Genomic DNA, 24,685 nt, shown 5'->3' with positions numbered 1-24,685 from the left:
TTGCAGAGATTGAAGATCAGTGCCGCGCCCATGCAAAACAGCTCGGCCTCGACATAGAATGTAAGCAATCCAACCATGAAGGCGAGCTGATCGACTGGATTCACGAGACCCGCCAGACGCGGACCGCAATCGTGCTCAATGCAGGCGCTTATACCCACACCTCAATTGCAATCATGGATGCAATCGCCAGTGTGGAACGCCCGGTGATCGAACTCCACCTATCAAACATCCACCAGCGAGAAGAGTTCCGCCACACTTCCTACATCTCCAAGGTCGCAAACGGAATGATCTGCGGTCTCGGCGCGCACGGCTACACACTTGCCATGGACGCCGCACTTCGAATTTTGGAAGAAGAAGACTAGGCAGTGTAGACGGTTGATGCGTATGAGCTTATCAAACGCTTGCAACAGTTCGGCGCAGCCGCTTTGCCTCATCGGGCGAACTCAGGAAATTCAAGTGCTCTCTGGGTTCACTTGCCGTTATACTGTGCAACAACAACAAGCCCCAGAACAGGTTTTCCATCCTCAAAACGCGGCGTAATTTCATCCAGTTCAATAAGTGTAAAGCCATTATCCGCCAGCACCTTGCGTAGATAATCAGCAGAATGAGCAAACCTTCCGCGATTGCTCATCACATATGGTTTTTCTGAAAAAGCCTCATCTGCGGCTGTTTCTGTTGTGAAAATGACCTTGCCATTAAGCTCAATGTTCTTCGCAAGGCCAGCGACAGCCTCCTCCAGTGCCCCAAGATAAATAAATGTATCGCCAGAGATGATTAAGTCCCAGCGTTCATCCCAGTCGTTCTGCAGGAATTCAGTCAGATCATTCAAATAAAGATCGTCATAAAGATTTTTCTGATCGGCTTTCTCAAGCATCCCTTCAGAAAGGTCTACTCCCGTCTTATGCAGTGCAAGATCGCCGATTACCTCAGTGCACAAACCAGTACCACACCCCAAATCCAAAAGGCGTTTAAACCTGCCCTCTGTGAACTTGCTGACCATCTCCTGAATAATCTGAGGCACCGCATAGTTGAGCTGTTTCGTCAGGTGCTGATCAAAGTTGTCTGCATAATTGTCAAAAGTCTTGCTCACGCACTGCTCAGGCACTGTGTCAGGTGTGTAATTCTCATCGTTCGATCCAGATGCTAACTGCTCTTGCTCGATAGCGCTTAAATCCTGCTCTACATTTTTTAAAGCAAGCTGCTCAGCTTCTTCAGTCTTGCCTGCCTCTTTAAGGTCTTGTACCTGGCAGTCGATCAAAAATTTCTTGAGCGCAGCATGTATTGGGTTGTCTTCATCATCTGAATTGAAATTAATATTCATCATCGTGACATGCCTCTGCCTAAAGCAAACAAGGTGTTTTTCATAAAAGGACTAGATCAAAAAAAACATGATGAAGACTTACGTTGCTTGATAAATATCTCTTTGTATTTTTGTCAGACAGTTTGGATGCGCTGCTGTTTTTGGTTCGTCCTGTGGGGCGCGATAGGCTCAGCCTCGCACTCATAAGCATATGGGCGATTGGCCTTACCAGAGGAGCCAAGCCTCCAAATCAGTCGTAATTCTTGGAACTACGCAGCTTCTTGATGTTGCCGCGCTGCTTCTTCCCTTCCATTCGCCGGCGCTTGGAGGCCAGCGTTGGCCGTGTGGCTTTGCGCGTTTTGGGCACATAAGCTGCTTTGCGAATAAGCTCCAGCAACCGCTCCAACGCATCTTCTCGGTTGCGCTCCTGCGTACGGAAGCGATCAGCCGTCAAAACGACCTCGCCCTTCAGCGTCAGGCGTGAGCCTGCGATCTTGCGCAAACGAGTCTTTAAATCATCCGGAAGAGTCGCATTTCCATCCAGATTGAATCGCAATTGCACGGCAGAAGACACTTTATTCACGTTTTGACCGCCCGGTCCGGACGCCCTGATGAAGTCTTCTTTGATGTCGCGTTCCTCAATTGAGTAGCGCTCATTCACCTTTATTTTTTTGCGCTCACTCATCTGGCCCGCCCGTTACACCACGCATGCATAGCATTGATTGAAATAAGAAATTTTACTCTTTGGTCAAAAAACAACCAGCAAAGCAACAGTGCACGCTATAATACCAGCCCCTCAGATTTGCAAAGTTTTACGCAACAAAGCCACGCTCCACCGCAGGTATAGGCGAACGTATAATGCACGTATATGTTTGATATCGCTTGATTTAGTCAGTTCTTCTACCTAGTCTCGAATCCATATCCTGCCAGAGGGTAAAATAATTAAGGCGCTCAGCCGAACAAGCAATATTCGTCTCAGGCGTTACTGGAGGGGAAATGACAGAGACTAACATATTGGCGCGGGACGAGATCCAAGAGATCACCGGCCTGACTACAAACAACCTTGATGCCTACTGGATGCCATTCACGGCAAACCGGCAGTTCAAGAAAGATCCGCGCCTTCTCGTGAAGGCCAAGGACATGCATTACACCGCTGCCGATGGCCGTCAGATTCTGGACGGTACAGCAGGCTTGTGGTGCTGCAATGCTGGCCACGGACGCCAGAAGATCGTCGAAGCTGTGCAGAAGCAAGTCGCCGAGCTGGATTACGCACCAGCCTTCCAGATGGCACATCCCAAGTCGTTCGAGCTCGCTGCCCGTCTTGCTGCACTCATGCCAGACCCATTGAACCACGTGTTCTACACCAACTCCGGTTCCGAGAGCGTTGAAACCGCCCTCAAAATGGCACTGGCCTACCACAAGGCCAAGGGAGAAGGCTCACGAACCCGCCTGATTGGGCGTGAACGCGGCTATCACGGCGTCAATTTCGGCGGCATTTCTGTCGGCGGCATGGTTGCCAATCGCAAACAGTTTGGTGCGATGCTCGCTGGTGTTGACCATATACGTCACACCCATGGCATTGCAGGCAATGAGTTCAGCAAGGGCGTACCGAAAAACGGCATTGAGTACGCTGAAGACCTCATGCGCCTCATCCAGCTCCACGACCCATCCACCATTGCAGCAGTGATTGTGGAACCGGTTGCGGGCTCCGCTGGTGTGATCCTTCCACCAGAAGGCTATCTGAAGCGCCTGCGCGACATCTGTGATGAGCATGGCATCCTGCTGATCTTCGACGAAGTCATTACCGGCTTTGGCCGTCTGGGCACTCCGTTCGGTGTCGATTACTTTGACGTCATCCCGGACCTCGTCACCACAGCCAAAGGCCTCACCAGCGGCGTTGTGCCAATGGGTGCGGTATTTGCCAGCTCCAAGGTCTATGACGCATTCATGACCGGCCCTGAGCATCTGATCGAGCTGTTCCACGGCTACACCTACTCAGCTCATCCACTCGCCTGTGCTGCTGCCCTGGCAACGCTGGATGTCTACGCTGAAGAGGAGCTGCTCACACGCGGCGCCAAGATGGCAGCGTATTGGCAGGACGCCCTTCACTCCCTGCGCGATTGCCCGAATGTAATCGATATTCGCAACATCGGCCTGATTGGCGCAATCGAGCTGGAGCCGATTGCAGGAGAGCCAACCAAGCGTGCATTCACCGCCTTCCTGAAAGCTTATGAGAAGAACATTCTCATCCGCACCACAGGCGACACAATCGCAATGTCTCCACCACTCGTCATCTCAGAAAGCGAGATCGACGTACTGGTTGACACATTACGCGACGTCCTTAAGAATCTGGATTAAGTTCCTGTTTCAGCATGGAATTTCAAAGAGGCGCTCTGGCGCCTCTTTTTACATACCGCAACGTTATAAGCAACTTACACGCACATTCTAAAGTTAATCCTTATTAACTTTAACCGGTTCCTGAGCAGCAATTCACCACATATCCCAGCATGCACAACAAAGCCCCTCGCCATGAAACCACGAGGCTGATAATGTGCCGCCCGAATTACAAAAGCTCTCATGCATCAGGACTCCCATGCTACCTTCCCGCGACATTTCCCGCCTCATCGAAATCATGAAAGCCCTCAGAACACCTGAGACCGGCTGCCCTTGGGATCTGGAGCAGAACTTCAAAACCATTTCGCCCTACACCATCGAAGAGGCCTATGAAGTTGCCGATGCAATCGAGCGTGAAGACCTGAGTGACCTGAAAGAAGAACTTGGAGACCTGCTTCTTCAGGTCATTTACCACTCTCGCATGGCCGAAGAAGAAGACGCCTTCGCCTTTGGCGACGTGGTAGAAGCCATCACCAAAAAGATGATCCGCCGCCACCCGCATGTATTCGGAGATGACGAGCAAATAGCAGCGGGCTTCCCGAAAGGCACATGGGATCGCATCAAGGAAGAGGAAAAACAGGAGCGCAAACAACAACGCGCCGCAATGGGCCTCATTGACCAGATGCCACGCTTTCTGGATGAAGTACCATCCGCATTCCCAGCCCTGACAGAAGCCGAAAAACTCCAGCACCGCGCCTCAAAAGTTGGGTTTGACTGGGGCGCAGCAGAGCCCGTCCTCGACAAGATCAAAGAGGAAGTGGAAGAACTCACCGTTGAAGTCACAGCCAACACGCCAGACCGCAGAAAAATCGAAGACGAACTCGGCGACGTGCTGTTCGCCATCGCTAACCTCGCTCGTCATCTGGAAATCCAGCCAGAAGCCGCCCTCAAACGCACCAATGCCAAGTTCCGCCGCCGCTTCGCCCACATAGAAGACGCAGCAACAGCCGAACAACGCCCGCTTAAAGACCTCTCCCTCGACGAGATGGAGGCCCACTGGCAAGCAGCCAAGAAGTTTGATCCGGCAAGCTGAAGAATATCATCAGGCGAGCAGGTAACGCCTCGCCTGATCAGCAACGCGCGCATTAGAGCAACGGGCACGTGCTTGGATTCAGTTCCCGCAGATAGCCAGCCTCAAGATAAGGCTGCACCTTGCCCCACTCCTCTAACACCTCAGCTGCAAACTCCGGATGAGCAGGCCAATCCGCCACATCCACCGGATACTTGTTTGCAGGCGCAATCATCTTGATCACCTCTGGCCAATGCCGCTCCAACGTCATCAAATAGCGACGGGACGCGCTCACACTACCAACGGCAATCACGGAGCTAATAGCCTCAAAAAGCCCAAGCTCCTTCAAACGCTCAATTGAGAACGCTACATTCTCACCCGTATTCGTCGCACGAGTCTCCAAAATCATGTGGTGCCTTGGCACTCCGCCAGCAACAAGCGCCTCACACATCTCATGTGCTCAAGTTGCCCTGACGCTGTGTACTCACCACCAGTAATCAGAACTCGACCAACAAGCCCATCACGCCACAATTGCACTGTGACCTGAACCCGCGCCTCAGCACTTCTGTGTGAGCCAAACAGCAAACACAGGTCGGCCCTTCGGATCTCGGTTCTGACAAGCAGGTAACGATTGATCTCGGCGATCAACTGAGGCGTAAGTTTCCTGTATAGATTAGCTGCGGATATCATCACACATTCAGCTTAATACCCTTGCGAAGCTAAGTCACGGAAGCAAGGTTTCCTGCAAATATCCAATAATCTCACTACCAAGTGCCCCAGCATAGCGCACATCATAGCTATTCATAATTTTATAGATGATAGCATACTCCGCAGGAGGCTCTGGGCTGGAGATATCTCCTCTAGCGTGCGCCTCTTGATGTCGGCGCTTTCCTTCCCTTAAGGCCTCCATTGCAGTTTCACTTCCTCTTACCTCTTCCGCAATCCGCAAGAGAGTACCTCTATCAATCCTAATCTGAATTCGTTTTCCAGACGGCATCTCAATCATAAAGTTGGAAGTTAGCAAGAAAGCTCCACTTAAAGGTTGAGTTTTATACATTCTACCTCGACTAGTAAAACGCTGATACCCACAGTTCTTGAGATTAACCTGCAAGCAAAAAAGCCCCACTCATCCAAGCGGGGCTTTCCTGTATTCATCAGATCGGCGAAGCTAATCAGATCGGTGAGTAACCACCGTCGTCATCCTCTTCACCGTCTTCTGAAGTCGGCTCCTCAGCCAGCTCCAGCCCGGTCACGAAGTATTTCGCGAAACGTTCCCGGACGCGAGATCGATGTGCATCAGGGACGCGAACAGACAAGCGAATGCCGTCCTCTGTATCGTCGCGCGAAAGGATCTCGCAGTTCTGATAGAGCCATGCATGCCCCTGCCCGTCGCTGTGTGGCAGGATCATCGTCACGGTATCCAGCTGCTCAGCCAGACGCGTCTCGATGCGGGCAATCAGATCTTCGATCCCATCACCACTCAGCGCAGAAACCGCAACCGGTCCCTCATCAACCGAGTTACTTTCCAGCAACTTGGCGCGATGTGCCTCGTCCAGCATGTCGATCTTGTTATAGACCTCAATGACACGATCACTCTCAGACACTTTAAGACCAAGCATCTCAAGCGTTTCATTCACATCCTGAGACTGCGCCTTGGTGTCCTCATGAGCAATATCGCGCACATGAAGCACAATATCAGCCTGAATAACCTCTTCCAGCGTTGCCCTAAAGGCAGCAACCAGATTGTGCGGCAACTCGGAAATGAAACCCACCGTGTCAGACAGAATGACCTCACGGCCATGCGGCAGCTTCAAACGGCGAAGCGTAGGATCAAGCGTCGCAAACAGCAGATCCTTGGCAAACACCTCCGCATTGGTCATGCGGTTAAACAGCGTAGATTTGCCCGCATTGGTGTAGCCAACAAAAGCGATGACCGGATGCGGCACTTTCTTACGTGCTTTACGGTGAAGCTTACGGGTGCGCTGAACCTGCTCCAGATGACCTTTCAGCAGCGTGATACGATCCTGAATGATACGCCTGTCGGCCTCAATCTGGGTCTCACCCGGGCCACCAACAAAACCAAGACCGCCGCGCTGACGCTCAAGGTGGGTCCAGGACCGCACCAGACGGGATTTCTGCCAACTCAGGTGAGCGAGCTCGACCTGCAGGCGACCTTCCTTGGTCTGTGCACGTTCACCGAAAATCTCCAGAATAAGACCCGTCCGGTCAATAACCTTGGTGTTCCAGTCTCGTTCCAGATTTCTCTGCTGGATTGGGGTGAGCGGATGATCAACAACAACCAGCTCAATCTCTTCGACATCAATACGCAAGCGGATTTCTTCCACTTTGCCTGAGCCGAACAGACTTCCCGGTTTTACATTTGCCAATCGCACCAGACTTGAGGAGACAATCTCCAACTCGATTGCAGCTGCTAGTCCAACAGCTTCTTCCAGTCTAGCTTGGGGGCTACGCTCGGCTCCAAAGGGGCGCTCAGGAGCACCTTTCCCTCTCGCCAGAGCTCTGCTTTGAATGATCGGTACGATGACGAGTGACCGGGTTCCCCGGGTCACTTCGTCTTCGCCGGCCTCAACATTCGCATCGCGTTGCTTGCGGTTCAGACCGGCCTCTTTTTTAGATTGGGGCTTCATCAGCCTCCTGCTTTTTCGCCTTCTTCTTCAGCTGGTTCGAACAGCTGTATAGGGCTATTTGGCATGATTGTTGAGATAGCGTGCTTGTAAACGAGCTGGGAGTGCCCGTCACGACGCAATAATACGCAGAAATTATCGAACCAAGTAACTACGCCTTGCAGTTTTACACCATTGATCAAAAAGATTGTCAGTGGCGTCTTCTGCTTCCTGACATGATTTAAAAATGTATCTTGAAGATTTTGAGCGCGGTCAGCCATAACTATTTTTTTCCTGTTCTCAGTGGACACGGCCGCGGCATCCACCATTTACTGTTCCCATCCTCGAAACGGCCAAGTGACACTCACAAACACAAGAGAGATGCCCCAACACTAATAAGGTGCGCCGTCTTTCCTAAGTTCCCTTCAGCAAACACCGGAGGCACTTAACCCCCGGCAACCGTCAGTTTAATCAACTCTGACGCTTCATGGAATGATTTTCTTAAGTCTTGAACGATTGGACCGGGCTTACCATCACCCAAAATTGTTCCATTTACATTCACGACGGGCATGACAAGCCCCGATGCACTTGTTAAAAATGCCTCTTGCGCACTTTTTGCCTCTTCCAGAGAAAAACCGCGTTCTTCTACGGAAAATCCTTTTATTTCCGCCAATTTTAGAACGCCCGCTCTGGTAATTCCTTTTAAGATTCCGTGGGTAGCAGGTCGCGTCACCAAAGTGCCGTTCTTTAGAATTATCCAAGCATTGGTTGAACCGCCTTCAGTTATCAGGCCTTTTTTATCCACAAACCATGCTTCGCGGGCACCGGACTCCTTAGCCTTTTGTTTAGCAAGGACATTAGGCAAAAGACCAACAGTCTTGATATCGACCCGATCCCAACGATTCTCTTCTACCGTAATGACGCCAACACCCTTGGCCGCAATTTGGTCCATTTTGTGTGACGGCACCGATTTTGCAGTCATCACAATAGACGGTGGAGTCCCAGCTGGCGGGAAATAATGGTCGCGCGAAGCCACGCCGCGCGTAACCTGCATGTAGATCAAGCCGTTCTTCACCCGGTTGAGCGAAATCACTTCCTTCATCACCCGCGTCAAGGCTCCGCGTGACATAGGGCCAGAAATCTGCAGCTCACTCAGCGACCGATCCAGCCGGTCCAGATGGGCGCTCATGTCCACAATCTGGCCTCTCCAGACCTCACACACCTCATAAACGCCATCAGAGAACTGGTAGCCCCGGTCCTCCACATGCACGGCTGCATGAGAATGTGGCACATATTGTCCATTTACGTAGGCAACACGGCTCATCAGCCTCTCCTGTTCAGGAACATTCAATAGGTTACATCTAAGGGCATTTACTGAATACTATCAAGTGGCTAACAGCAGATAAAACTAGATATTTCCGGGTGGGATCACTGAGAAAACCTGAGCTTCCGTTTTGGGAAGATAAAACCAACCTGCTATCCGGGCGTTTAAGCCAGAAATACTTAAAATCACAGGTTTATAGACGGGAAGAAAAAACAAAGGCCACGACACCTCTGCTGGCCAGTCGCGAACACTCGCGTTTCAGGCTTAACGGATTGATGTTCCGGCACTTTCATACAAGAGCGCCGGAACCATGTAGCAAAACTGGCTCTAGAAGAACTCCAGTGACACGCGGAACATCTGCTCCACCTGACGCACCTTGTCTGCAATAGCAAAAATCACAACGCGGTCATGGGCCTGGATACGCTCATCACCGCACGGTGTCACCACCTTGCCATCACGTAAAATTCCACCGATGCGAATGCCTTCAGCAAGCTCAACCTCACGTAGGGGACGACCAACGAGCGGCGAAGTATCCAGCGCCTCAGCCTCAATCACCTCAGCAGCACCGTTTTGCAGCGCATGAACTGCCCGAATACGACCACGGCGCACATGCTGCAAAATCTTGGAAATCGTCACCTGACGCGGGTTCACAAAGGCATCAATGCCCAAAGCATGCGCAAAAGCAGGATAACTGGTGTTGTTCAGCAAGGAAAGGTTCCGCTCACAGCCCATTTTCTTGGCCATAACGCAGGACAGGATGTTCACCTCATCCTCATTGGTCAGCGCCACCATCATGTCGGAATCTTCGACATCCGCTTCCTGCAACATCACCTGATCCAGCGCACTGCCATGCAACACCACAGTTCTGCGCAGTTCATCCGCAATACGAATAGCGCGATCACGCGAATGCTCGATAATTTTTACTTTGGTTCTGCTTTGCTTTTCCTCAAGACGGCGAGCAACGTAAGCACCAATGTTACCACCACCAGCAATAAGAACACGCTTGGCCTCAGGTTCTTCATGACCGAAGATGCTCAGCGTACGACGCACCTGACCACGCTCACAGCACACATAAACCAAATCCCCTTCCCGCATCATATCGGAGCTGTGCGGAACAAAGACCTTGCCTTCACGTGCGATACCAACAACCACGGCTGACAGATCCGGGAACAACTCGGTCAACTGGCGCAGTGGCGTATCCAGCACCGGACAATCACCACCACAGTCGATCCCGACGATGATCATGTTATCATCCGCAAAGCGCACCGTTTCCATGGCACCTGGCAGCGACAAGCGCCTTAGGATCATCTCACCCACTTCGATTTCAGGAGAAATGATCACGTCAATTGGCATGTTATCGCGCGAAAACAGATTGCGGTAATGGGACTGCAAATAGCTTTGCGCACGCACACGCGAAACCTTGATCGGCACGTTAAACAAAGAGTGTGCCACCTGACACGCAACCATGTTGATCTCGTCATACAAGGTCACGGCAATAATCATATCAGCCTGATCAGCACCAGCCTGCGCCAACACATCCGGATGCGCACCATGGCCAATAAAGCCGCGCACATCCAGTGTGTCACGAATGGCATGAACCAGCTGTGGGCTGGTATCAATCACAGAAACGTCGTTCTGCTCCGCTGCAAGTTTTTCGGCAATGCCGTACCCAACCTGTCCGGCGCCACAAATTACAACCTTCATAATTCAGTCCTTTGCTCCACCTCAAAGCTCACCAATCAGGTGAGACCAAGAGACTTGAGCTTTCGGTGCAATGCTGACCGTTCCATACCAATATATTCAGAGGTACGCGAGATATTACCGCCAAAACGCTTAACCTGTGCTTGCAGATATTCACGCTCAAACTGTTCCCGTGCTTCACGAAGTGGCAAGGACATCAACTCTTCACCGCCAGAAGATCCCGGCATGCTCGGCACAGTCGACGCCACCTCAGCAGGCAGAAGATCCGCTGTAATCACAGCTTCTGAGTCAGCCCGTGTCAGGATCATCAAACGTTCAACATTGTTGCGCAGCTGGCGCAGGTTCCCCGGCCAGTCATGCGTTTGCAGCACGGCCATCGCATCCTCACCAATCCGGCGCATTGGCAGGCCGGTGGAGTTGGAAATCTGCTTCATGAAGAAATGGATCAGCTGAGGAATATCCTCACGCCGCTCTTCAAGCGCAGGCACACGCAGCGGCACAACAGCCAGACGGTGATAAAGGTCCTCACGGAACAAGCCTTCCGCAATCCTGTTTTCCAGATTGTAGCCACTGGAAGACAAGAGACGCACATCCACCTTCACTTTGTTGTGGCCACCCAGACGGGTGAAGGTCTGATCCACCAGCACACGCAGAATTTTATTCTGCGTCTCCAGCGGCATGTCGGCAATCTCATCAAGATAGATGGTCCCGCCATGCGCCTCTTCAAGCGCGCCCACCTTGCGCGGTGTGGTGTCAGTCTCTTCAATGCCGAAGAGCTCCTCTTCCATCCGCTCCGGTGTGATATTCGCCGCAGAAAGCACCACAAACGGTGATTTGGAGCGAGGAGACGCTTCATGGATCGTCCGCGCAACGGTCTCCTTGCCAGAACCAGACGGCCCGGTGATCATCACACGGCTGTTGGTCAGACAAATACGCTCAATCGTCATGCGCAGGTTGTTAATGGAGGACGAACTGCCCACCAGATTGGAAACGTCGCCAGCACGCTGCTTCAGTTCCTTGATCTCGCGCTTCATGGAAGAAGCTTCCAGCGCGCGCTCGGTGATCAAAACCAGCTTGTCTGCCTTAAACGGCTTCTCGATGTAATCGTAGGCGCCTTTTTTGATCGCAGAAACCGCTGTCTCCACGTTGCCGTGACCAGAAATGATCACAACAGGCAGATCAGGGTTTTCTTTCTTGATCACCTCAAGCACTTCAAGCCCGTCAAGCTTGCTGCCCATGAGCCAGATATCAAGAATAATCAGAGAAGGACGACGGTCCGCAATCGCAGCCAACGCCGCATCACTGTTGCCAGCGGTGCGGGTATTATAGCCGTCATCCTCTAAAATTCCGGCGATCAGCTCACGAATATCTGCTTCATCATCAACAATCAGAATGTCACTTGCCACGGCTTATCACCACCATTCTTACGTTACATTTTCAGTGAAGGAAGGAACATCAAAACTGCGCAAAGTCAGCCGAACCATGGCACCATGCCCGCCCTCGGCAACAGATGGCGCATCCAGCAGTTCAATTCCACCCCCATGATCTTCCATAATTTTCCGCACAATCGCGAGCCCAAGGCCGGTGCCCTTTTCGCGGGTCGTCATATACGGCTCCAAAAGCCGCGTGCGGTGCTCAGTTGGAAGGCCAATCCCGTTATCAATCACATCAATCGTGAGAACCGGACCTTCCCTATAAAGTTTCACCAGAACAGAGCCCTGCTCCGGGTTTTCTTCGCTCGCCAGATAAGCCTCAACAGCCTCCGACGCATTCTTGATCACATTACCAACAGCCTGCCCAACCAGACGGCTGTCAAATGTTGCCCGTACAGCCTCATCCGGCACATCGGTTTCAAAATGAACCTGAGAATTGGCAACAGACACCATAAAGGTGGACTCGCGTACCACGGAGCGCAGATCAGCCTCTTCCATCTTTGGCTTCGGCATACGCGCAAACGAAGAGAACTCATCAACCATACGGCCAATATCCCCCACCTGACGAATGATCGTATCCACGCACTGGTCAAACACCTTACGGTCATCATCTTCAATACGCTTGCCATAGCGGCGACGGATACGCTCAGCAGAAAGCTGGATCGGTGTCAGCGGGTTCTTAATCTCATGCGCAATACGGCGGGCAACATCCGCCCAGGCTGAGTTACGTTGAGCTGCAACAAGGTCTGTGATGTCGTCCAGCGTCACCACAAAACCATGCTCAGAACGGGTCGCCTCTTCAGTCGTCACACGCACATTCACAGTGCGCTCACGCCCCTTACGCATAATGGCAACCTGCGCCACCTGTGAGCCACTGGAGCTTTCTTCAAGCGCTTTCGACACAACCTCTTGCACCTCTGGAAGATTGTCGTAGATCGGTTTTTCCAGAAGCTCGTTTTCATCCTGACTGAGAAGTCGTGTTGCCGAGCGATTGACCATGGTCACATCGCCCTCATCATCAATCCCGATAACGCCAGAGGACACCCCGGACAGCACGGCTTCGCTGAAGCGACGACGTCGGTCAATCTGGTCATTTGCAGCCAGCAGCGCATCCCGCTGCCCACGCAGCTGACCCGTCATATTGTTGAAGGTCCGACCAAGGCTCTCAAGGTCACCACTGGCTTTCGCAGCTTCAACCTCAACATAATAATTGCCTTTGGAAACCTGATCTGCAGCACCAATAAGATTACGAATTGGCAGCACAAGCTGGTTGGCAAACCCAAAGCCCACCCAGATGGAGGAGAGCAACAAAACGAGCGCAACACCAACGTAAACAAGGGCAAACGCCAGCTGAACACCAAAGCGTCGCTGTTCCAGCTCCGCATATTCATTGACACCAGCTTCCGCCAGACGCTGATATTCAACCACCCGAGGATCAAGCGCACGGGTCACATAAAGATAAAGATCATCAAAAGCAGACAGCTTAATCACGCCGCCCACAAGGTTGGAAACACCCGGCGCAATAAGAACCGGAGCCCCGTCTTTAGCCTGGTTCATCGCCACTTGCGGCGGCAGCAAAGGCTCCACCTTCGGATCGCGCAACACGCGCATCACGACGGTGCCATCATTTTTCAGAACATATGCCCCCAGCAATCCGCGAACCCAGGTCTGGGTCTCAAAAAAGCGGTCAAACCGAGTGGGGTCATAAAAATAAGAGTTACGGTTCAGATCCACATCACTGGCCATGCCAATCAGCGTGGACCGCAGCGAGTTTCCGTGCTCCTGAACATAAGCGGCCGCAACCGACTGGGCGTTGGTGATGATATTGCGCGTTCTTGTCTCAAACCAGCGATCAAGCCCCTGATCCAGCGTAATCGTTGCCACCACAGCAACAATAAACGCAGGCAGTGCAGCCACCAGCGAGAACATAGTCACAATGCGCACATGCAGCCGGGCCGCAGCACGCCCACGGCGCCGCGCCTGCAACAGTTTCACAAGCTCAAAGATGATCAAGCCGATAAGCAGGAACACCAGTGCGCCGTTAAAGCCAAGCGCAATGTAAACAACCGTTTCAGAAGGAACGATAGGCGTCACGCCCATCAGCACCAGAAAGGAAACCCCAATGGAACACAGCGCCAGCAACACCACGGAAAGGCCAAACATGCGAGACTTGCGGCCTTTCGCATCAAGCTTTGGGGTATGTTCTTCTGCTTTTGACTTGAAAATCATGAAACGCGAACCTGCGCACCTGCGATAACTTTATTAATATTGGAAACAGACTATTAGCACGAATTGTTGCCAAAATGCGACAATGGGTTTTATTAGTCACACTCTTGATGGGGAAAACTAAAGAGTTTCACGAGACCTGCAGTTTTAGATGAGCTCAATTCACCCAATCTTCCTACCCCCTAATTTATCACAATCTAAACTTGTAATTTCATAAAATTCGACTGATAGTCGCGCCACGTTTCACCGTATTTTCAATGATATAGGTAGGTTTCCATGTTTGTGGCACTTGCACTCCTCGGCCTCTTATTGCTTGTGGCTGGTTTGATTTCACTCATAATTCCACTCAAATTTATAGGAATTTCATCGCGCAAAAAGGCACTGATACCTTTTGTCATTGGCTTTGCAGTACTGGGTGTCGCCGGATCGCAACTTGATACTGAGCATAACCAAGCTGCTCAAGAAGCTGGTTTTGAGAACCTGAAAGACTTTAGGCACGCGAAAGAACTTGGGATTACCTCACCTGAAGAGTATGCCCCAATCAAAGCGAAAGCGCTTGCAGAAGAAAAAGCAAAGGCTGAGGCTGTTGCCAAGGCTAAAGCAGAAAAAGAAAAAGAAGAACGCGCGAAGCAGCTAGTACAAAACACAAAGAAAGCCAAAGAAGCAGGTTTTGCAAGCCTTGAGGAGTTTGAAGCAGCAAAGAAAACTGGCTTTGACACCGCAGATGCTTACGCACAACATCTGAAGAAAGAAGCTTTTTTTGCAATACCTGCTGAGCAAACACAGTTTGTGACTGCCGTGCAAAATGCGACTGCAAGTTTCCGTGCAGCAAAAAACGAACTGGCACAGGGCGGAACAAGATCCAAACGAAAAGAGAATGTTTGTGCAGTACTCTCCAGTCTTGAAGTAAATAACTGGGTAGGTCAGCTTGAACAGCTCACCTCCAACTCAGATGGACTGGGCGTAATTAGTATCCGCTTGGCTGACGGCGTCACCGTCAAGACCTGGAACAATGCATTCTCTGATATTGGCGATGACACACTGATTGATCCCTCATCACCTCTGTTCTCCCAAGTTGCAGAACTGAGCAAAAATCAACGAATTAGATTTTCAGGTCGCTTCTTTAACTCTGATCTCGACTGCATTAAAGAACCAAGCATTTCTCTTCGTGGTTCCATGACAGATCCAGAGTACATCATGCGCTTTTATAGTGTCGAAACTCCTTAAGCTTATGAGATCACGCTCTCGTCTAGAGCACAAAACGCAAAATGGCGCTAGGAATAGCGCCATTTTTAAGATCAAGGTCACCTAGAATCGATTATCTGGAGCTACGGATCACCTGAACGTCCAGATCGCGGATTTTCTTGCGCAGCGTGTTGCGGTTCACACCTAAAAGTTCAGCGGCCTTGATCTGGTTACCGCGCGTGGCTGCCAGCACGGCACTGATCAAGGGGTACTCCACCTCACGCAGGATACGGTGATAAAGGCCTGGAGGCGGTAGGTCTTCACCAAACCCGCCGAAGTAATCGCCCAGATACCGCTCCACAGACCCACCCAGATCCTGAACAGACGGCGCATCCATGTCATTCACAGCCGTAGAAGGCTGAGAAAGTTCCAGATCGATCAAGCTGGCCGTAATGTCATCTTGCGGATAGAGCGCTGCCAGACGGCGCACAAGGTTTTCCAACTCACGTACGTTGCCCGGCCAGCGATAACGGCGCAGCTTATCAAGCGCAGCCACCTCAATCTGCTTTGCAGGCAATCCTTCACTCTCTGCGATAGAGAAGAAGTGGCGCACAAGATCAGGAATATCCTCAGTCCGCTCCCGCAAAGGCGGAAGGCGGATTGGCACAACATTCAATCGGAAGTACAAATCTTCACGGAACAGACCCTGATTAATCAGCTGGCGCAGGTCTTTGTTGGTCGCAGCAATAATCCGCACATCGGTCTGGATCGGCGTGCGACCACCAACAGAGGTATACTCGCCCTGCTGCAACACGCGCAGCAAACGGGTCTGCGCTTCCATCGGCATATCACCGATTTCATCCAGCAGCAGCGTACCACCATCGGCCTGCTCAAACCGGCCAGAAGAGCGCGCCTGAGCGCCAGTAAACGAGCCCTTCTCATGCCCAAACAGCTCAGACTCAATCAGATCCTTTGGGATCGCCGCCATGTTGACCGCAACAAACGGACCATTCCGGCGTTTGCCATAATCATGCAGCGCCCGCGCAACAACCTCTTTACCAGTGCCACTTTCACCGTTGATCATCACGGTCAGATCAGTCTGCATCAAACGGGCAAGCACGCGGTAGATTTCCTGCATGGCAGGAGAACGACCCACAAGTGGAATATTGTCATTCCCCTCGCCGCTCATATCAAACTGCCGCCCTTTAGGCTCAGCGAGCGCGCGGCCTACAATGCCTGTCAGCTCTTTCAGATCAAACGGCTTGGGCAGATACTCATAAGCCCCTTGCTCAGAGGCCTTAATCGCCGTCATGAAGGTGTTTTGCGCACTCATGATGATCACAGGAAGTTCCGGACGCAGCTTGCGGATACGCGGCAGCACATCAAACGCGTTCTCATCCGGCATCACCACATCAGAGATCACCAGATCCCCCTCGCCTGAACTCACCCAGCGCCACAACGTGGTGGCGTTGGATGTCAGCCGAACAGTATACCCTGCACGAGACAGAGCCTGATTGAGAACGGTACGGATCGCAGAATCGTCGTCAGCAACAAGAATGGTTCCACTCGGCATACTCTTAGTCCTCAATTCCAGAATGTACGTCAGGCCCGGTAAAGGCAGGCATCAGAATGCGGAAGGTCGTGCCCCGATTGCCGCTCTCGCACTCCACCACGCCGCCATGATCACCCACGATCTTGGCAACCAGCGCCAGCCCAAGGCCAGAGCCATTCGTCTTTGTCGTAATAAACGGGTCAAACAGATGCGGGCGCAGATCTTCCGGCACACCATAGCCGTTGTCGCGCACACAAAACTCAAGCGGCAAGCTCACACGCTCCTGCACGCCGGGCACAGACAAACGCACACCGGGACGGAAGGCCGTGGAGACAACAATCTCCGGCTCGTTCACGCCGCTCAGCGCTTCGCTCGCGTTTTTGATCAGATTGATAAAGATCTGCACCAACTGGTCGCGGTTGGCATAGACGGGCGGCAGGGAGGGGTCATAATCCTCAACGATCCGCACTTTGGAGGCAAAGCCATTTTCCGCAACACGTTTCACATGATCAAGCACCACGTGAATATTCACCGGCTCGCGATCAATCGGGCGCTCATCAGAAAAAACTTCCATCCGGTCCACCAGCTTCACGATCCGGTCCGTCTCCTCCATGATGAGACGGGTCAAAGTGCGATCATCTTCACTGGCTGACTGCTCCAACAGCTGAGCCGCACCACGAATACCAGAAAGCGGGTTTTTGATCTCATGGGCCAGCATGGCAGCAAGGCCCGTCACGGTACGCGCAGCACCGCGGCTGGTCAGCTGTTTATCCAGCTTCTCCGCCATGGTGCGCTCCTGAAACAGCAGCACAACACCGCCCGGAGCATCACTTAAAGGAGAAGCGTGAATATCTACCAGTTTCTCCTGCCCAATGCGCGGTGTCCCAATGTCCACCTTATACTCGTTGACCGCACCGCCACGTTCACGCACCTGTGCAATCAAACCCAGCAGTGGGCTGCCAAACGGCACAAACCAGGACACCTCACGGCGCTTCAACATCGACAAACTGGCATGGAAAAAGTCTTCCGCCGCACTGTTTGCCCCAACAATCTTGTCATCTCCTCCAACCACCACAACAGGGTGCGGCAGAGAATCCAAAACGGCCTGTCCCGGCACGCCTTTACCCAAACCAGCCTCGGCTTCTGTCAGAGTATCTCCTCCCGTCTCCAACATCAGGCAGCACTCCTCATCGGAACTTGAACAAACCAGTCATAAAGGGTGTTCCGCACCAGATCAGCATCCAGACTGGTCATAAGCCCTCGCATAAATCCTTGCGGCGCATCATCAAGCCGTCCCGCAGCTTCCAGATACCAGCCCATATGCTTGCGGAAGGCCCGCACGCCGATCTCAAAGCCGTATTGCTCCAGCATGGCGTCGTAGTGCTCCACAACAAGCGCGGCCAGTTCTTCCCCGTGTGGGTCAGCAAGCCGTTCACCCGTTTCCAGATAATGTGCAATCCGCCCCGGCACCCACGGCCGGCCATAAGCACCACGGCCAACCATCACCAGATCAGCACCAGATTGCGCCAGCATCTCGTCGGCATCCTCAAACTTGCAACAATCGCCATTGGCCACCAGCGGCACGTCCGGAACAACATCCCGCACCTGCCGGATAGCCCGCCAGTCCGCCTTGCCCTTGTAAAACTGAGAGCGCGTACGACCATGCACGGTGATCATCTGCACACCTGCATCCACCGCCCGTTTGGCAAGCTCCGGCGCATTAATGGAAGTCTCATCCCAGCCCAGGCGCATCTTTAACGTCACCGGAACAGACACAGCCTCCAGCGTCGCCTCAACCAGCGTCATGGCATGGTCCAGATCTTTCATGAGAGCAGAACCGGAATAGCCAGAAGTAACCTTTTTCGCAGGACAGCCCATGTTGATGTCAATCACATCCGCACCGGCTTTTTCAGCCATGCGCGCGCCCTCGCCCATCCAGTGAGGATCTTTACCTGCCAGCTGCGCGATGTGAGGATCGATCCCCTCACCTTCAGCCCGCATCAGCGATTCTGGATGACCGGTACACAGCGCTTCACTGGCAACCATTTCACTCACCACCAAACCCACGCCATAGCGCAAAGCGATACGACGGAATGGCAAATCCGAAACGCCGGACATTGGCGCAAGAATAACTTTGTTTTTGAGAGGGATATTACCTATCGTCAGCATTACGCATATTTCTTGAAAGAGCCCAGTTGCACATTTGATAAGCAGCATATGAAGTTGCACATACTCTAACCAAACTAAAAATTTAGGCAAGGGAATATTAAAGAGAAGAGATTGAAGTGTTGAGCTTCGCTCTTAAATCGAGCAAAACCCTCACCAACACAGTTTCTAAGAGCCGCCACCTCACACTCTGAGGACGCAGTTCACACTCAAAGCAGGTGATCCAGTTTTGCAGTCCACTGAAAAAATTGCATGCATCATAGTTGCAGCCGGACGCGGTTCACGCATGTCCACGCAAAATGACAGCAGCCCGAAGCAATACCGGGACCTTGGCGGAAAGACTGTTCTGCAAAGAACACTGGAAGCAATTTTGTCCTCCTCGCAGGTGGATCTGGTACTGCCTGTTATCCACGCAGAAGACGGCGAGGCCTATCAAGAGGCCGCAAGCTCACTGACTGACAATCGCCTGATCAGGCCCGTCACGGGCGGAGCCACCCGTCAGGCATCTGTCGCATGTGGTTTGAAAGCGCTGGAACAACACACTCCGGACTACGTTCTGATCCACGACGCTGCCCGCCCTTTCATCACACCAGCGGTGATAGAAGACGCGATCACGGCCCTGCAAAACGGCGCACAAGCAGCACTACCAGCTGTGCCAGTGGCAGACACGTTAAAGCGGGCAGACGCAAACCAGCAAGTTCTGGAAACCGTCGATCGCACCCACCTGTGGGCCGCACAAACACCGCAAGCCTTCCCGTATCCGCTCATTTGGGCAGCTCATCAGCAAGCGACCAATGAGAATATCGACAGCTTTACCGATGATACGGCACTCATCGAATGGCAAGGCAAACCTGTCACCATCACGACAGGCGACCCGCAAAACATCAAGCTCACCACACTCAAAGACATGACGAACGCACAGGAACAGATCGCCATGAAACAACTCGCAGACCTTGGCGACATTCGCGTTGGAACCGGCTACGACGTGCACGCATTTGAAGACGGAGACGCCGTCATTCTCGGTGGCATTTCCATCCCGCACACCCAAAAACTCAAAGGCCATTCCGACGCGGACGTTGGCCTCCACGCCCTGACGGATGCCATCTTCGGCGCACTGGCAGATGGCGACATTGGCTCGCACTTCCCACCCTCTGATATGCAGTGGAAAGGTGCGGCCTCTGACCAGTTCCTGAAATACGCAATAGACCGGATTCACAAGCGCGGCGGCATGATCGCACACTTGGATTTAACGCTGATCTGTGAAGCTCCGAAAATCGGCCCACACCGGGAAGAAATGCGCAAACAGATCGCACAGATCTGCGATTTACCCATTGGCCGCGTGGCTGTGAAAGCAACCACCTCCGAAAAGCTGGGCTTCACCGGTCGCCAGGAAGGCATTGCAGCGCAAGCCTGCGCAACCATCCGGCTTCCGTTTGAAGATTAAACGAAGCCACCAAAACAAGGGAGAGAGAACCATGACCGACATCCTCAGCCTTAAGGAAAGAGCACGCGTTCTCGTCTCCAGATACGCTGAAAAAGAGATCAGGATCACCACGGCAGAAAGCTGCACCGGCGGCCTGCTCGCAGGCCTGCTGACAGAAGTGCCCGGCTCCTCTGCTGTGCTTGATCGTGGCTTCGTCACCTACTCCAACGAAGCCAAGCATGAGATGATCGGCGTCCCCGTTGACCTGCTCATGAGCTACGGCGCGGTCAGCAGCGAAGTTGCCAAAGCCATGGCAAGCGGCGCCCTGTTTTGCTCCAATGCCAACGTGGCCGTTTCCATCACGGGCATCGCCGGACCAGACGGTGGCACCAAAGACAAACCTGTCGGACTTGTCCACTTTGGCTTTGCAGCTGACCAAGAGGAAACCAAGCACGTCCAATGCCTCTTCGAGAACACCGGACGCGAGGGAATACGCTTTCAGGCGCTGGTACAAGCATTAAAATTATTAGAAAATTTTATTGAAACTAGCTAATCGAAATTTACCTTCTCGTTAAAAGAGTACCGGGTAGGCACTACTACCTTATGACATTCTAAGAAAACTTAGATAAAATCTGTTTTAAATTTACAACGGAATGTCACGGTATACCCATGAGATATATTGCTAGTTTGTTTTTAGGCATGTGCTTAAGCACCTCAGCTTATGCGGCATCAGATGTATTCCTCATTTCACGAGGGTTCGATGACGAGTTCATCGGCTCTCACGAAGTGCAGAAAATGCCACGCGGTGGCTATAAGGAGCTGCGCCTGTGCGGCCAGTCCTATTGGGTTCGCCCCTACTCTGTTGCCTGGACAAAATGGGAAGAACAGCTTGGCCACAAGATCCGCCTTGAAGTAAACCAGGGCTATGGCTGGGTGGTTCTGTGCACCAAACCAACCACACAGTTGAACCTCAAAGACGTCGGCATTTACGCTTCTCTTGAAAAGACCATGGAGCATGGTGATCCGGACAAGGAACTCACCAACCGCTTTCAGGCAATCCGGCGCACCTTCGTCATGCGCAACGGCCTTACCCCAGAGCAGGCTGAAGCCGAAATTACCAAAAACTACGAGAAGAGAGGCTCCCGCCTGAGCCAGTTCCTGAACAATCGCGACAAGAATTAAGCCGTTTCTCCGAGGTCTTTCAGCCAATGAAATGCCGGAAGACCTGAAAACAACCGACTGATCAGCACCAATGCACTTTATTCGGCTGCTCTTTGTACATGAATATTTTGCATGAAGGAGCAGCGGCGAAATGCATATTTGGCGACCAGCACAAACGATCAGGGTGAAATCTCTCGGCCTGCACTGGCGCAACAATCGCCTGCTGGCAGCAGAAGTCTATGATGACGCAGGCAACCTCAAAGGCGTCCGCCCTCTTGGCGGCACTGTTGAGCTTGGAGAAGATTGGAAGACTGCTCTGATCAGAGAGTTCAAAGAAGAACTGAACATCCAGGTCACAATCTCTGGCGATCCCGTTGTCATGGAAAACATCTATGAACACGAAGGCCAGACAGGCCACGAAATTCTGTTCATCGCAAATGTAACGTTCCCGCCAAATGCCTTTACCACGCAGGAAACGATCACATTTCTGGAAGACAGCGGAACGGAAATCACCGCCCACTGGTTCGATCCCGAAGAACTCACCCCAAACGGCGTTGACCTCTTCCCTGCAGGATTAAAGCAACACCTGGAGATCCTGCGATAGCCCACACAAGAATATGAGTTACCCTTATGATTATGGAATATATTGAGATTATCTAAGTGCGCCCAATTTTAGCGGACATCAGTCTTCAGATTTTTAGGTGCCGTAGATTTTGTCGGCGCGGTCTTCAAAGGCACTGGAGAATTTGCGGAAGGCGCGGTCGAACATGGCACCCATCATGGTGCCGAGTGTTCGGCTCTTGAACTCATAATTGATATAGAAGCTCACATCGCATTCCTTTTCAGAAACCGGATCGAAGCTCCAGACATTTTCCAGATGGCGAAACGGGCCATCCAGATACTCAACTGTAATTTTACTCGCCTCACGATCAAGGGTCACACGGCTGGCAAATGTCTCTTTGAAAACTTTGTAAGCCACAGTCATATCCGCCACCATCATCTCACGGTGGTCATCAATCTTCCTACGTCCGCGCACACGCAATGCTTGACATAACGGCACAAACTGAGGGTACTGCTCCACATCTGCAACCAGATCAAACATATCATCAGCACTGTGCTGAACCCGGTGTGTGCTTTCGAAAGACGGCATATGCTCGCGTTCTTTTTCTTCTAGTTTTTCAAAAATTCTTCAGGATGCTCTAAGCGACCTTTTTTGATTTGCCAAGAAAATTTTCAGGTTTTCTCTCATCAAGCAGGCCCCTGTGAGCCAAAAGCATCAGAAATTTTCAAGTCGCAATTATACCGCGACGATCTAACGCAACCGTTTCATTCTCAAAACTCTGGTCAGTACTCAAAACTCAATTCTACACTATGCGCTAATACTTAGCTCTTTTTGAAAGCAAACCCAATGCTTAGTCCTTTTAAAATTTCCCACCTCGCCAAAGAAGGCGGAGAAGAAGATTACATTAAAACCACTAATACTCTTGCAGATAGCCCTGTACAGGTCATCAGCCGCGAAGAAACCGCCAAATACCATCAAATCACAGTGGTCGAAGGCGGGATTGAACGCATCAGATACATCCCCCATCAAGCCCGGCACAAAACCCCGCTCATCTTCATCCACGGCATGTGGCATGGCGCATGGTGCTGGAAGAACTATCAGGAAAAACTCGCAGAATCCGGCTGGGAGAGTGTCGCCATCAGCCTGCCCGGCCACGGTCACTCACCAGAACAGCGCCCCACAGCAGAAGCCACACTGGGCTATTACCTCCGATTTGTGCAGGAGGAGGTTACCCGCCATGACCAGCCAGCCGTTCTGATCGGCCACAGCATGGGCGGTGCTTTGGTGCAGTGGTATCTGAAGTATGTCGGCGGGCTAAAAGCAGCTGTTTTTGTCGCCTCATGGACCGCCATTGACGTTATGCAAGACTGCCTGAAAAACGCCATGTCCATCGACTGGCTTGGAACAGCGCTGTCACCTCTTTTGGGATACAAGTTCCAGTTCAGATCACCCAAAACCGTGGCAAAATGGTTCCTTGCAGATCGCTCGAACCCGGTTGCCCAGTACATTCAGAGCCAGCTTGGGCCAGAATCCGACGTCGTGCACCTGCAACATCGCCCGCCGCAATGGTTTCCCCCGCTGGATGATGAAACACCCAAACTATGGCTCACGGCCAGCGAAGACGCCATCATCCCCTTCAACCGCTCTCTGCACTCTTCTGCCCTCTATGAGGCAACGCATAAAATCGTGCCCCATGCCGGACACGACATCATGCTGGAAGACAATTGGGAGGAAAGCCTGTCCTACATCACCACATGGCTGCAGAACATGAGCACCACCAGAGCGTTGGCAACCAGCTAAGCTCCTAAAGAAGCGCCTCCCATCGTGGTGAGGCGCTCACACACTAAAGCCAACTAAGACTTATCTTGTAACTCGACAAGACACTTTGCCGTATCAGCTGCCTCCTCAGCATAAGCAGGATCACGATGAATAAGCATGGTGGAAAAGGCCCCCTCCATCAGCAACACCACACGGCGTGCCAGAACCTCAGGCTCCATCAGTCCGGCAAGCGTATAACGCTCTGCCAGCCAAGCCTCAAACGCCTTCTTGTGCTTTGCCCCCACCACAACAGCCGGATGCCCCGGCATATTAGCCAGTTCCGCAGCTGTGCGAATGAAACCGCATCCCTTCCATTTCGGGTGCCGGGCGTTTGATGCAACACGCAGAAAAATTGCAGCAGTCCTGTCCGCAGCACTCCCCTCCGCCTCATCAAACCACGTCGCAAATGCTTCCAGATTGGGTTGGTCCCGGGAGATCAGGTACTCAGTCACCAGATCATCTTTACTTTTGAAATGGTAATAGAGCGTCTTCTTGGTGATACCTGCTTTCTCGGCAACAGCGTCCACACTAACGGCACGAATGCCCTCACCGTAAAACAACTTGTTTGCAGCATCTAAGATGCGATCGCGGGTCGTCCGCTGAGTTTTCTGAGCCATGTATACTAACCAGTGAGTTTACTGAAGAGTGCAGCACTCCTACCCTTGAGTCAATCCAGCTTGAAATGAGGGAAACACCATGAAAAAGCTCGTTCTCTTTGAAGTCAGAGATCGCATTGCACTGCTCACCCTAAACCGCCCGCAAAAACTCAACGCACTGAACTACCAGACCAACGACCGCCTTCTGGAT

At 52.2% G+C, this 24,685-nt stretch carries 24 protein-coding genes and 1 pseudogene; 10 read left to right on the top strand and 15 right to left on the bottom strand.

Features of this window, described 5'->3' with window-relative positions:
- Positions 1-362, top strand: a 362-nt coding sequence (locus tag PPL9_RS30435) for a type II 3-dehydroquinate dehydratase (RefSeq protein ID WP_057466235.1), incomplete at its 5' end; no start/stop codon positions are given.
- Positions 363-469: 107 nt separating this feature from the next.
- Here the strand turns inward: PPL9_RS30435 and PPL9_RS30430 are convergent.
- Together PPL9_RS30430 and arfB are read right to left on the bottom strand one after the other, a co-directional pair.
- The gene (locus tag PPL9_RS30430; RefSeq protein ID WP_057466234.1) at positions 470-1,324 is read right to left on the bottom strand and encodes a methyltransferase domain-containing protein; all 855 of its coding nucleotides are present in this window, start codon (positions 1,322-1,324) and stop codon (positions 470-472) included.
- A 226-nt stretch (positions 1,325-1,550) separates the two neighbouring features.
- Positions 1,551-1,985: an alternative ribosome rescue aminoacyl-tRNA hydrolase ArfB gene (gene arfB / locus PPL9_RS30425; RefSeq protein WP_057466233.1), complete on the bottom strand. Its 435-nt coding sequence runs from the start codon at positions 1,983-1,985 to the stop codon at positions 1,551-1,553.
- 311 nt (positions 1,986-2,296) lie between these two features.
- Between arfB and PPL9_RS30420 the strand changes: the two genes are divergently transcribed.
- A complete protein-coding gene (locus tag PPL9_RS30420) occupies positions 2,297-3,658 on the top strand; it encodes an aspartate aminotransferase family protein (protein ID WP_057466231.1) in 1,362 nt (453 codons plus the stop codon).
- A gap of 235 nt (positions 3,659-3,893) precedes the next feature.
- On the top strand, positions 3,894-4,727 hold the full coding sequence (gene mazG / locus PPL9_RS30415) for a nucleoside triphosphate pyrophosphohydrolase (RefSeq protein WP_057466230.1): 834 nt from the start codon (positions 3,894-3,896) through the stop codon (positions 4,725-4,727).
- A gap of 52 nt (positions 4,728-4,779) precedes the next feature.
- On the opposite strand, the gene PPL9_RS33965 is transcribed toward mazG, so the two are convergent.
- From PPL9_RS33965 to PPL9_RS30375, 8 genes are all read right to left on the bottom strand, one after another.
- Positions 4,780-5,112 carry a hypothetical protein gene (locus PPL9_RS33965; protein WP_244273510.1) on the bottom strand — a complete coding sequence of 111 codons (333 nt, stop codon included), beginning with the start codon at positions 5,110-5,112 and terminating at the stop codon, positions 4,780-4,782.
- 315 nt (positions 5,113-5,427) lie between these two features.
- Complete coding sequence (locus tag PPL9_RS30405) at positions 5,428-5,760, bottom strand: hypothetical protein (protein ID WP_057466228.1); 333 nt, start codon at positions 5,758-5,760, stop codon at positions 5,428-5,430.
- A 115-nt stretch (positions 5,761-5,875) separates the two neighbouring features.
- Complete coding sequence (gene hflX / locus PPL9_RS30400; protein ID WP_057466227.1) at positions 5,876-7,351, bottom strand: GTPase HflX; 1,476 nt, start codon at positions 7,349-7,351, stop codon at positions 5,876-5,878.
- Complete coding sequence (hfq, locus tag PPL9_RS30395) at positions 7,351-7,608, bottom strand: RNA chaperone Hfq (RefSeq protein ID WP_008546823.1); 258 nt, start codon at positions 7,606-7,608, stop codon at positions 7,351-7,353. Before hfq ends, hflX begins: the two co-directional genes overlap by 1 nt.
- Before the next feature lie 164 nt (positions 7,609-7,772).
- A complete protein-coding gene (locus PPL9_RS30390; protein ID WP_057466225.1) occupies positions 7,773-8,651 on the bottom strand; it encodes a D-amino-acid transaminase in 879 nt (292 codons plus the stop codon).
- A gap of 327 nt (positions 8,652-8,978) precedes the next feature.
- On the bottom strand, positions 8,979-10,355 hold the full coding sequence (gene trkA, locus PPL9_RS30385) for a Trk system potassium transporter TrkA (RefSeq protein WP_057466224.1): 1,377 nt from the start codon (positions 10,353-10,355) through the stop codon (positions 8,979-8,981).
- 35 nt (positions 10,356-10,390) lie between these two features.
- Complete coding sequence (locus PPL9_RS30380; RefSeq protein ID WP_057466222.1) at positions 10,391-11,758, bottom strand: sigma-54 dependent transcriptional regulator; 1,368 nt, start codon at positions 11,756-11,758, stop codon at positions 10,391-10,393.
- Positions 11,759-11,776: 18 nt separating this feature from the next.
- Positions 11,777-14,014 carry a PAS domain-containing sensor histidine kinase gene (locus PPL9_RS30375; RefSeq protein ID WP_057466221.1) on the bottom strand — a complete coding sequence of 746 codons (2,238 nt, stop codon included), beginning with the start codon at positions 14,012-14,014 and terminating at the stop codon, positions 11,777-11,779.
- A 273-nt stretch (positions 14,015-14,287) separates the two neighbouring features.
- Between PPL9_RS30375 and PPL9_RS30370 the strand changes: the two genes are divergently transcribed.
- Complete coding sequence (locus PPL9_RS30370) at positions 14,288-15,238, top strand: hypothetical protein (RefSeq protein ID WP_057466219.1); 951 nt, start codon at positions 14,288-14,290, stop codon at positions 15,236-15,238.
- Between the two features lie 91 nt (positions 15,239-15,329).
- Here PPL9_RS30370 and ntrC read toward each other — a convergent pair whose 3' ends face one another.
- Genes ntrC through dusB form a run of 3 tightly spaced genes read right to left on the bottom strand, consistent with a single transcriptional unit; the run spans position 15,330 to position 18,917 of the window.
- On the bottom strand, positions 15,330-16,769 hold the full coding sequence (ntrC, locus tag PPL9_RS30365; RefSeq protein WP_057466218.1) for a nitrogen regulation protein NR(I): 1,440 nt from the start codon (positions 16,767-16,769) through the stop codon (positions 15,330-15,332).
- Positions 16,770-16,773: 4 nt separating this feature from the next.
- Positions 16,774-17,922: a nitrogen regulation protein NR(II) gene (locus PPL9_RS30360; protein ID WP_082597189.1), complete on the bottom strand. Its 1,149-nt coding sequence runs from the start codon at positions 17,920-17,922 to the stop codon at positions 16,774-16,776.
- A complete protein-coding gene (gene dusB / locus PPL9_RS30355) occupies positions 17,922-18,917 on the bottom strand; it encodes a tRNA dihydrouridine synthase DusB (RefSeq protein ID WP_057466217.1) in 996 nt (331 codons plus the stop codon). Before dusB ends, PPL9_RS30360 begins: the two co-directional genes overlap by 1 nt.
- 226 nt (positions 18,918-19,143) lie before the next feature.
- Here dusB and PPL9_RS30350 point away from each other — a divergent pair, with 226 nt between their 5' ends.
- The 4 genes from PPL9_RS30350 to PPL9_RS30335 all read left to right on the top strand — a co-directional run bounded on the left by PPL9_RS30350 (position 19,144) and on the right by PPL9_RS30335 (position 22,102).
- A complete protein-coding gene (locus tag PPL9_RS30350; RefSeq protein WP_208989735.1) occupies positions 19,144-20,358 on the top strand; it encodes a bifunctional 2-C-methyl-D-erythritol 4-phosphate cytidylyltransferase/2-C-methyl-D-erythritol 2,4-cyclodiphosphate synthase in 1,215 nt (404 codons plus the stop codon).
- Positions 20,359-20,389: 31 nt separating this feature from the next.
- Positions 20,390-20,890 carry a CinA family protein gene (locus PPL9_RS30345; protein WP_057466216.1) on the top strand — a complete coding sequence of 167 codons (501 nt, stop codon included), beginning with the start codon at positions 20,390-20,392 and terminating at the stop codon, positions 20,888-20,890.
- 116 nt (positions 20,891-21,006) lie between these two features.
- Entirely contained in the window at positions 21,007-21,519 is a 513-nt protein-coding gene (locus PPL9_RS30340) for a hypothetical protein (protein WP_208980785.1), read from the top strand.
- A 130-nt stretch (positions 21,520-21,649) separates the two neighbouring features.
- Positions 21,650-22,102, top strand: a complete 453-nt coding sequence (locus PPL9_RS30335) for an NUDIX hydrolase (protein ID WP_057466214.1) — start codon at positions 21,650-21,652, stop codon at positions 22,100-22,102.
- Between the two features lie 93 nt (positions 22,103-22,195).
- On the opposite strand, the gene PPL9_RS30330 is transcribed toward PPL9_RS30335, so the two are convergent.
- Positions 22,196-22,648, bottom strand: coding sequence for a type II toxin-antitoxin system RatA family toxin (locus tag PPL9_RS30330; RefSeq protein ID WP_082597188.1), 453 nt, complete (start codon positions 22,646-22,648; stop codon positions 22,196-22,198).
- A 258-nt stretch (positions 22,649-22,906) separates the two neighbouring features.
- On the opposite strand from PPL9_RS30330, the gene PPL9_RS30325 reads away from it, so the two are divergent.
- Positions 22,907-23,860 carry an alpha/beta fold hydrolase gene (locus tag PPL9_RS30325; protein ID WP_057466213.1) on the top strand — a complete coding sequence of 318 codons (954 nt, stop codon included), beginning with the start codon at positions 22,907-22,909 and terminating at the stop codon, positions 23,858-23,860.
- Positions 23,861-23,913: 53 nt separating this feature from the next.
- On the opposite strand, the gene PPL9_RS30320 is transcribed toward PPL9_RS30325, so the two are convergent.
- The gene (locus tag PPL9_RS30320; protein WP_057466212.1) at positions 23,914-24,495 is read right to left on the bottom strand and encodes a TetR/AcrR family transcriptional regulator; all 582 of its coding nucleotides are present in this window, start codon (positions 24,493-24,495) and stop codon (positions 23,914-23,916) included.
- Positions 24,496-24,574: 79 nt separating this feature from the next.
- On the opposite strand from PPL9_RS30320, the pseudogene PPL9_RS34595 reads away from it, so the two are divergent.
- Positions 24,575-24,685: pseudogene (locus PPL9_RS34595) on the top strand (enoyl-CoA hydratase); the annotation flags it as partial.

Origin of the sequence: Pseudovibrio sp. POLY-S9, assembly GCF_001431305.1 — a bacterium.
Taxonomy (GTDB): domain Bacteria; phylum Pseudomonadota; class Alphaproteobacteria; order Rhizobiales; family Stappiaceae; genus Pseudovibrio.
Note: the sequence above shows the minus strand (reverse complement) of the source record. Positions and strands in the feature narration are given on the sequence as shown.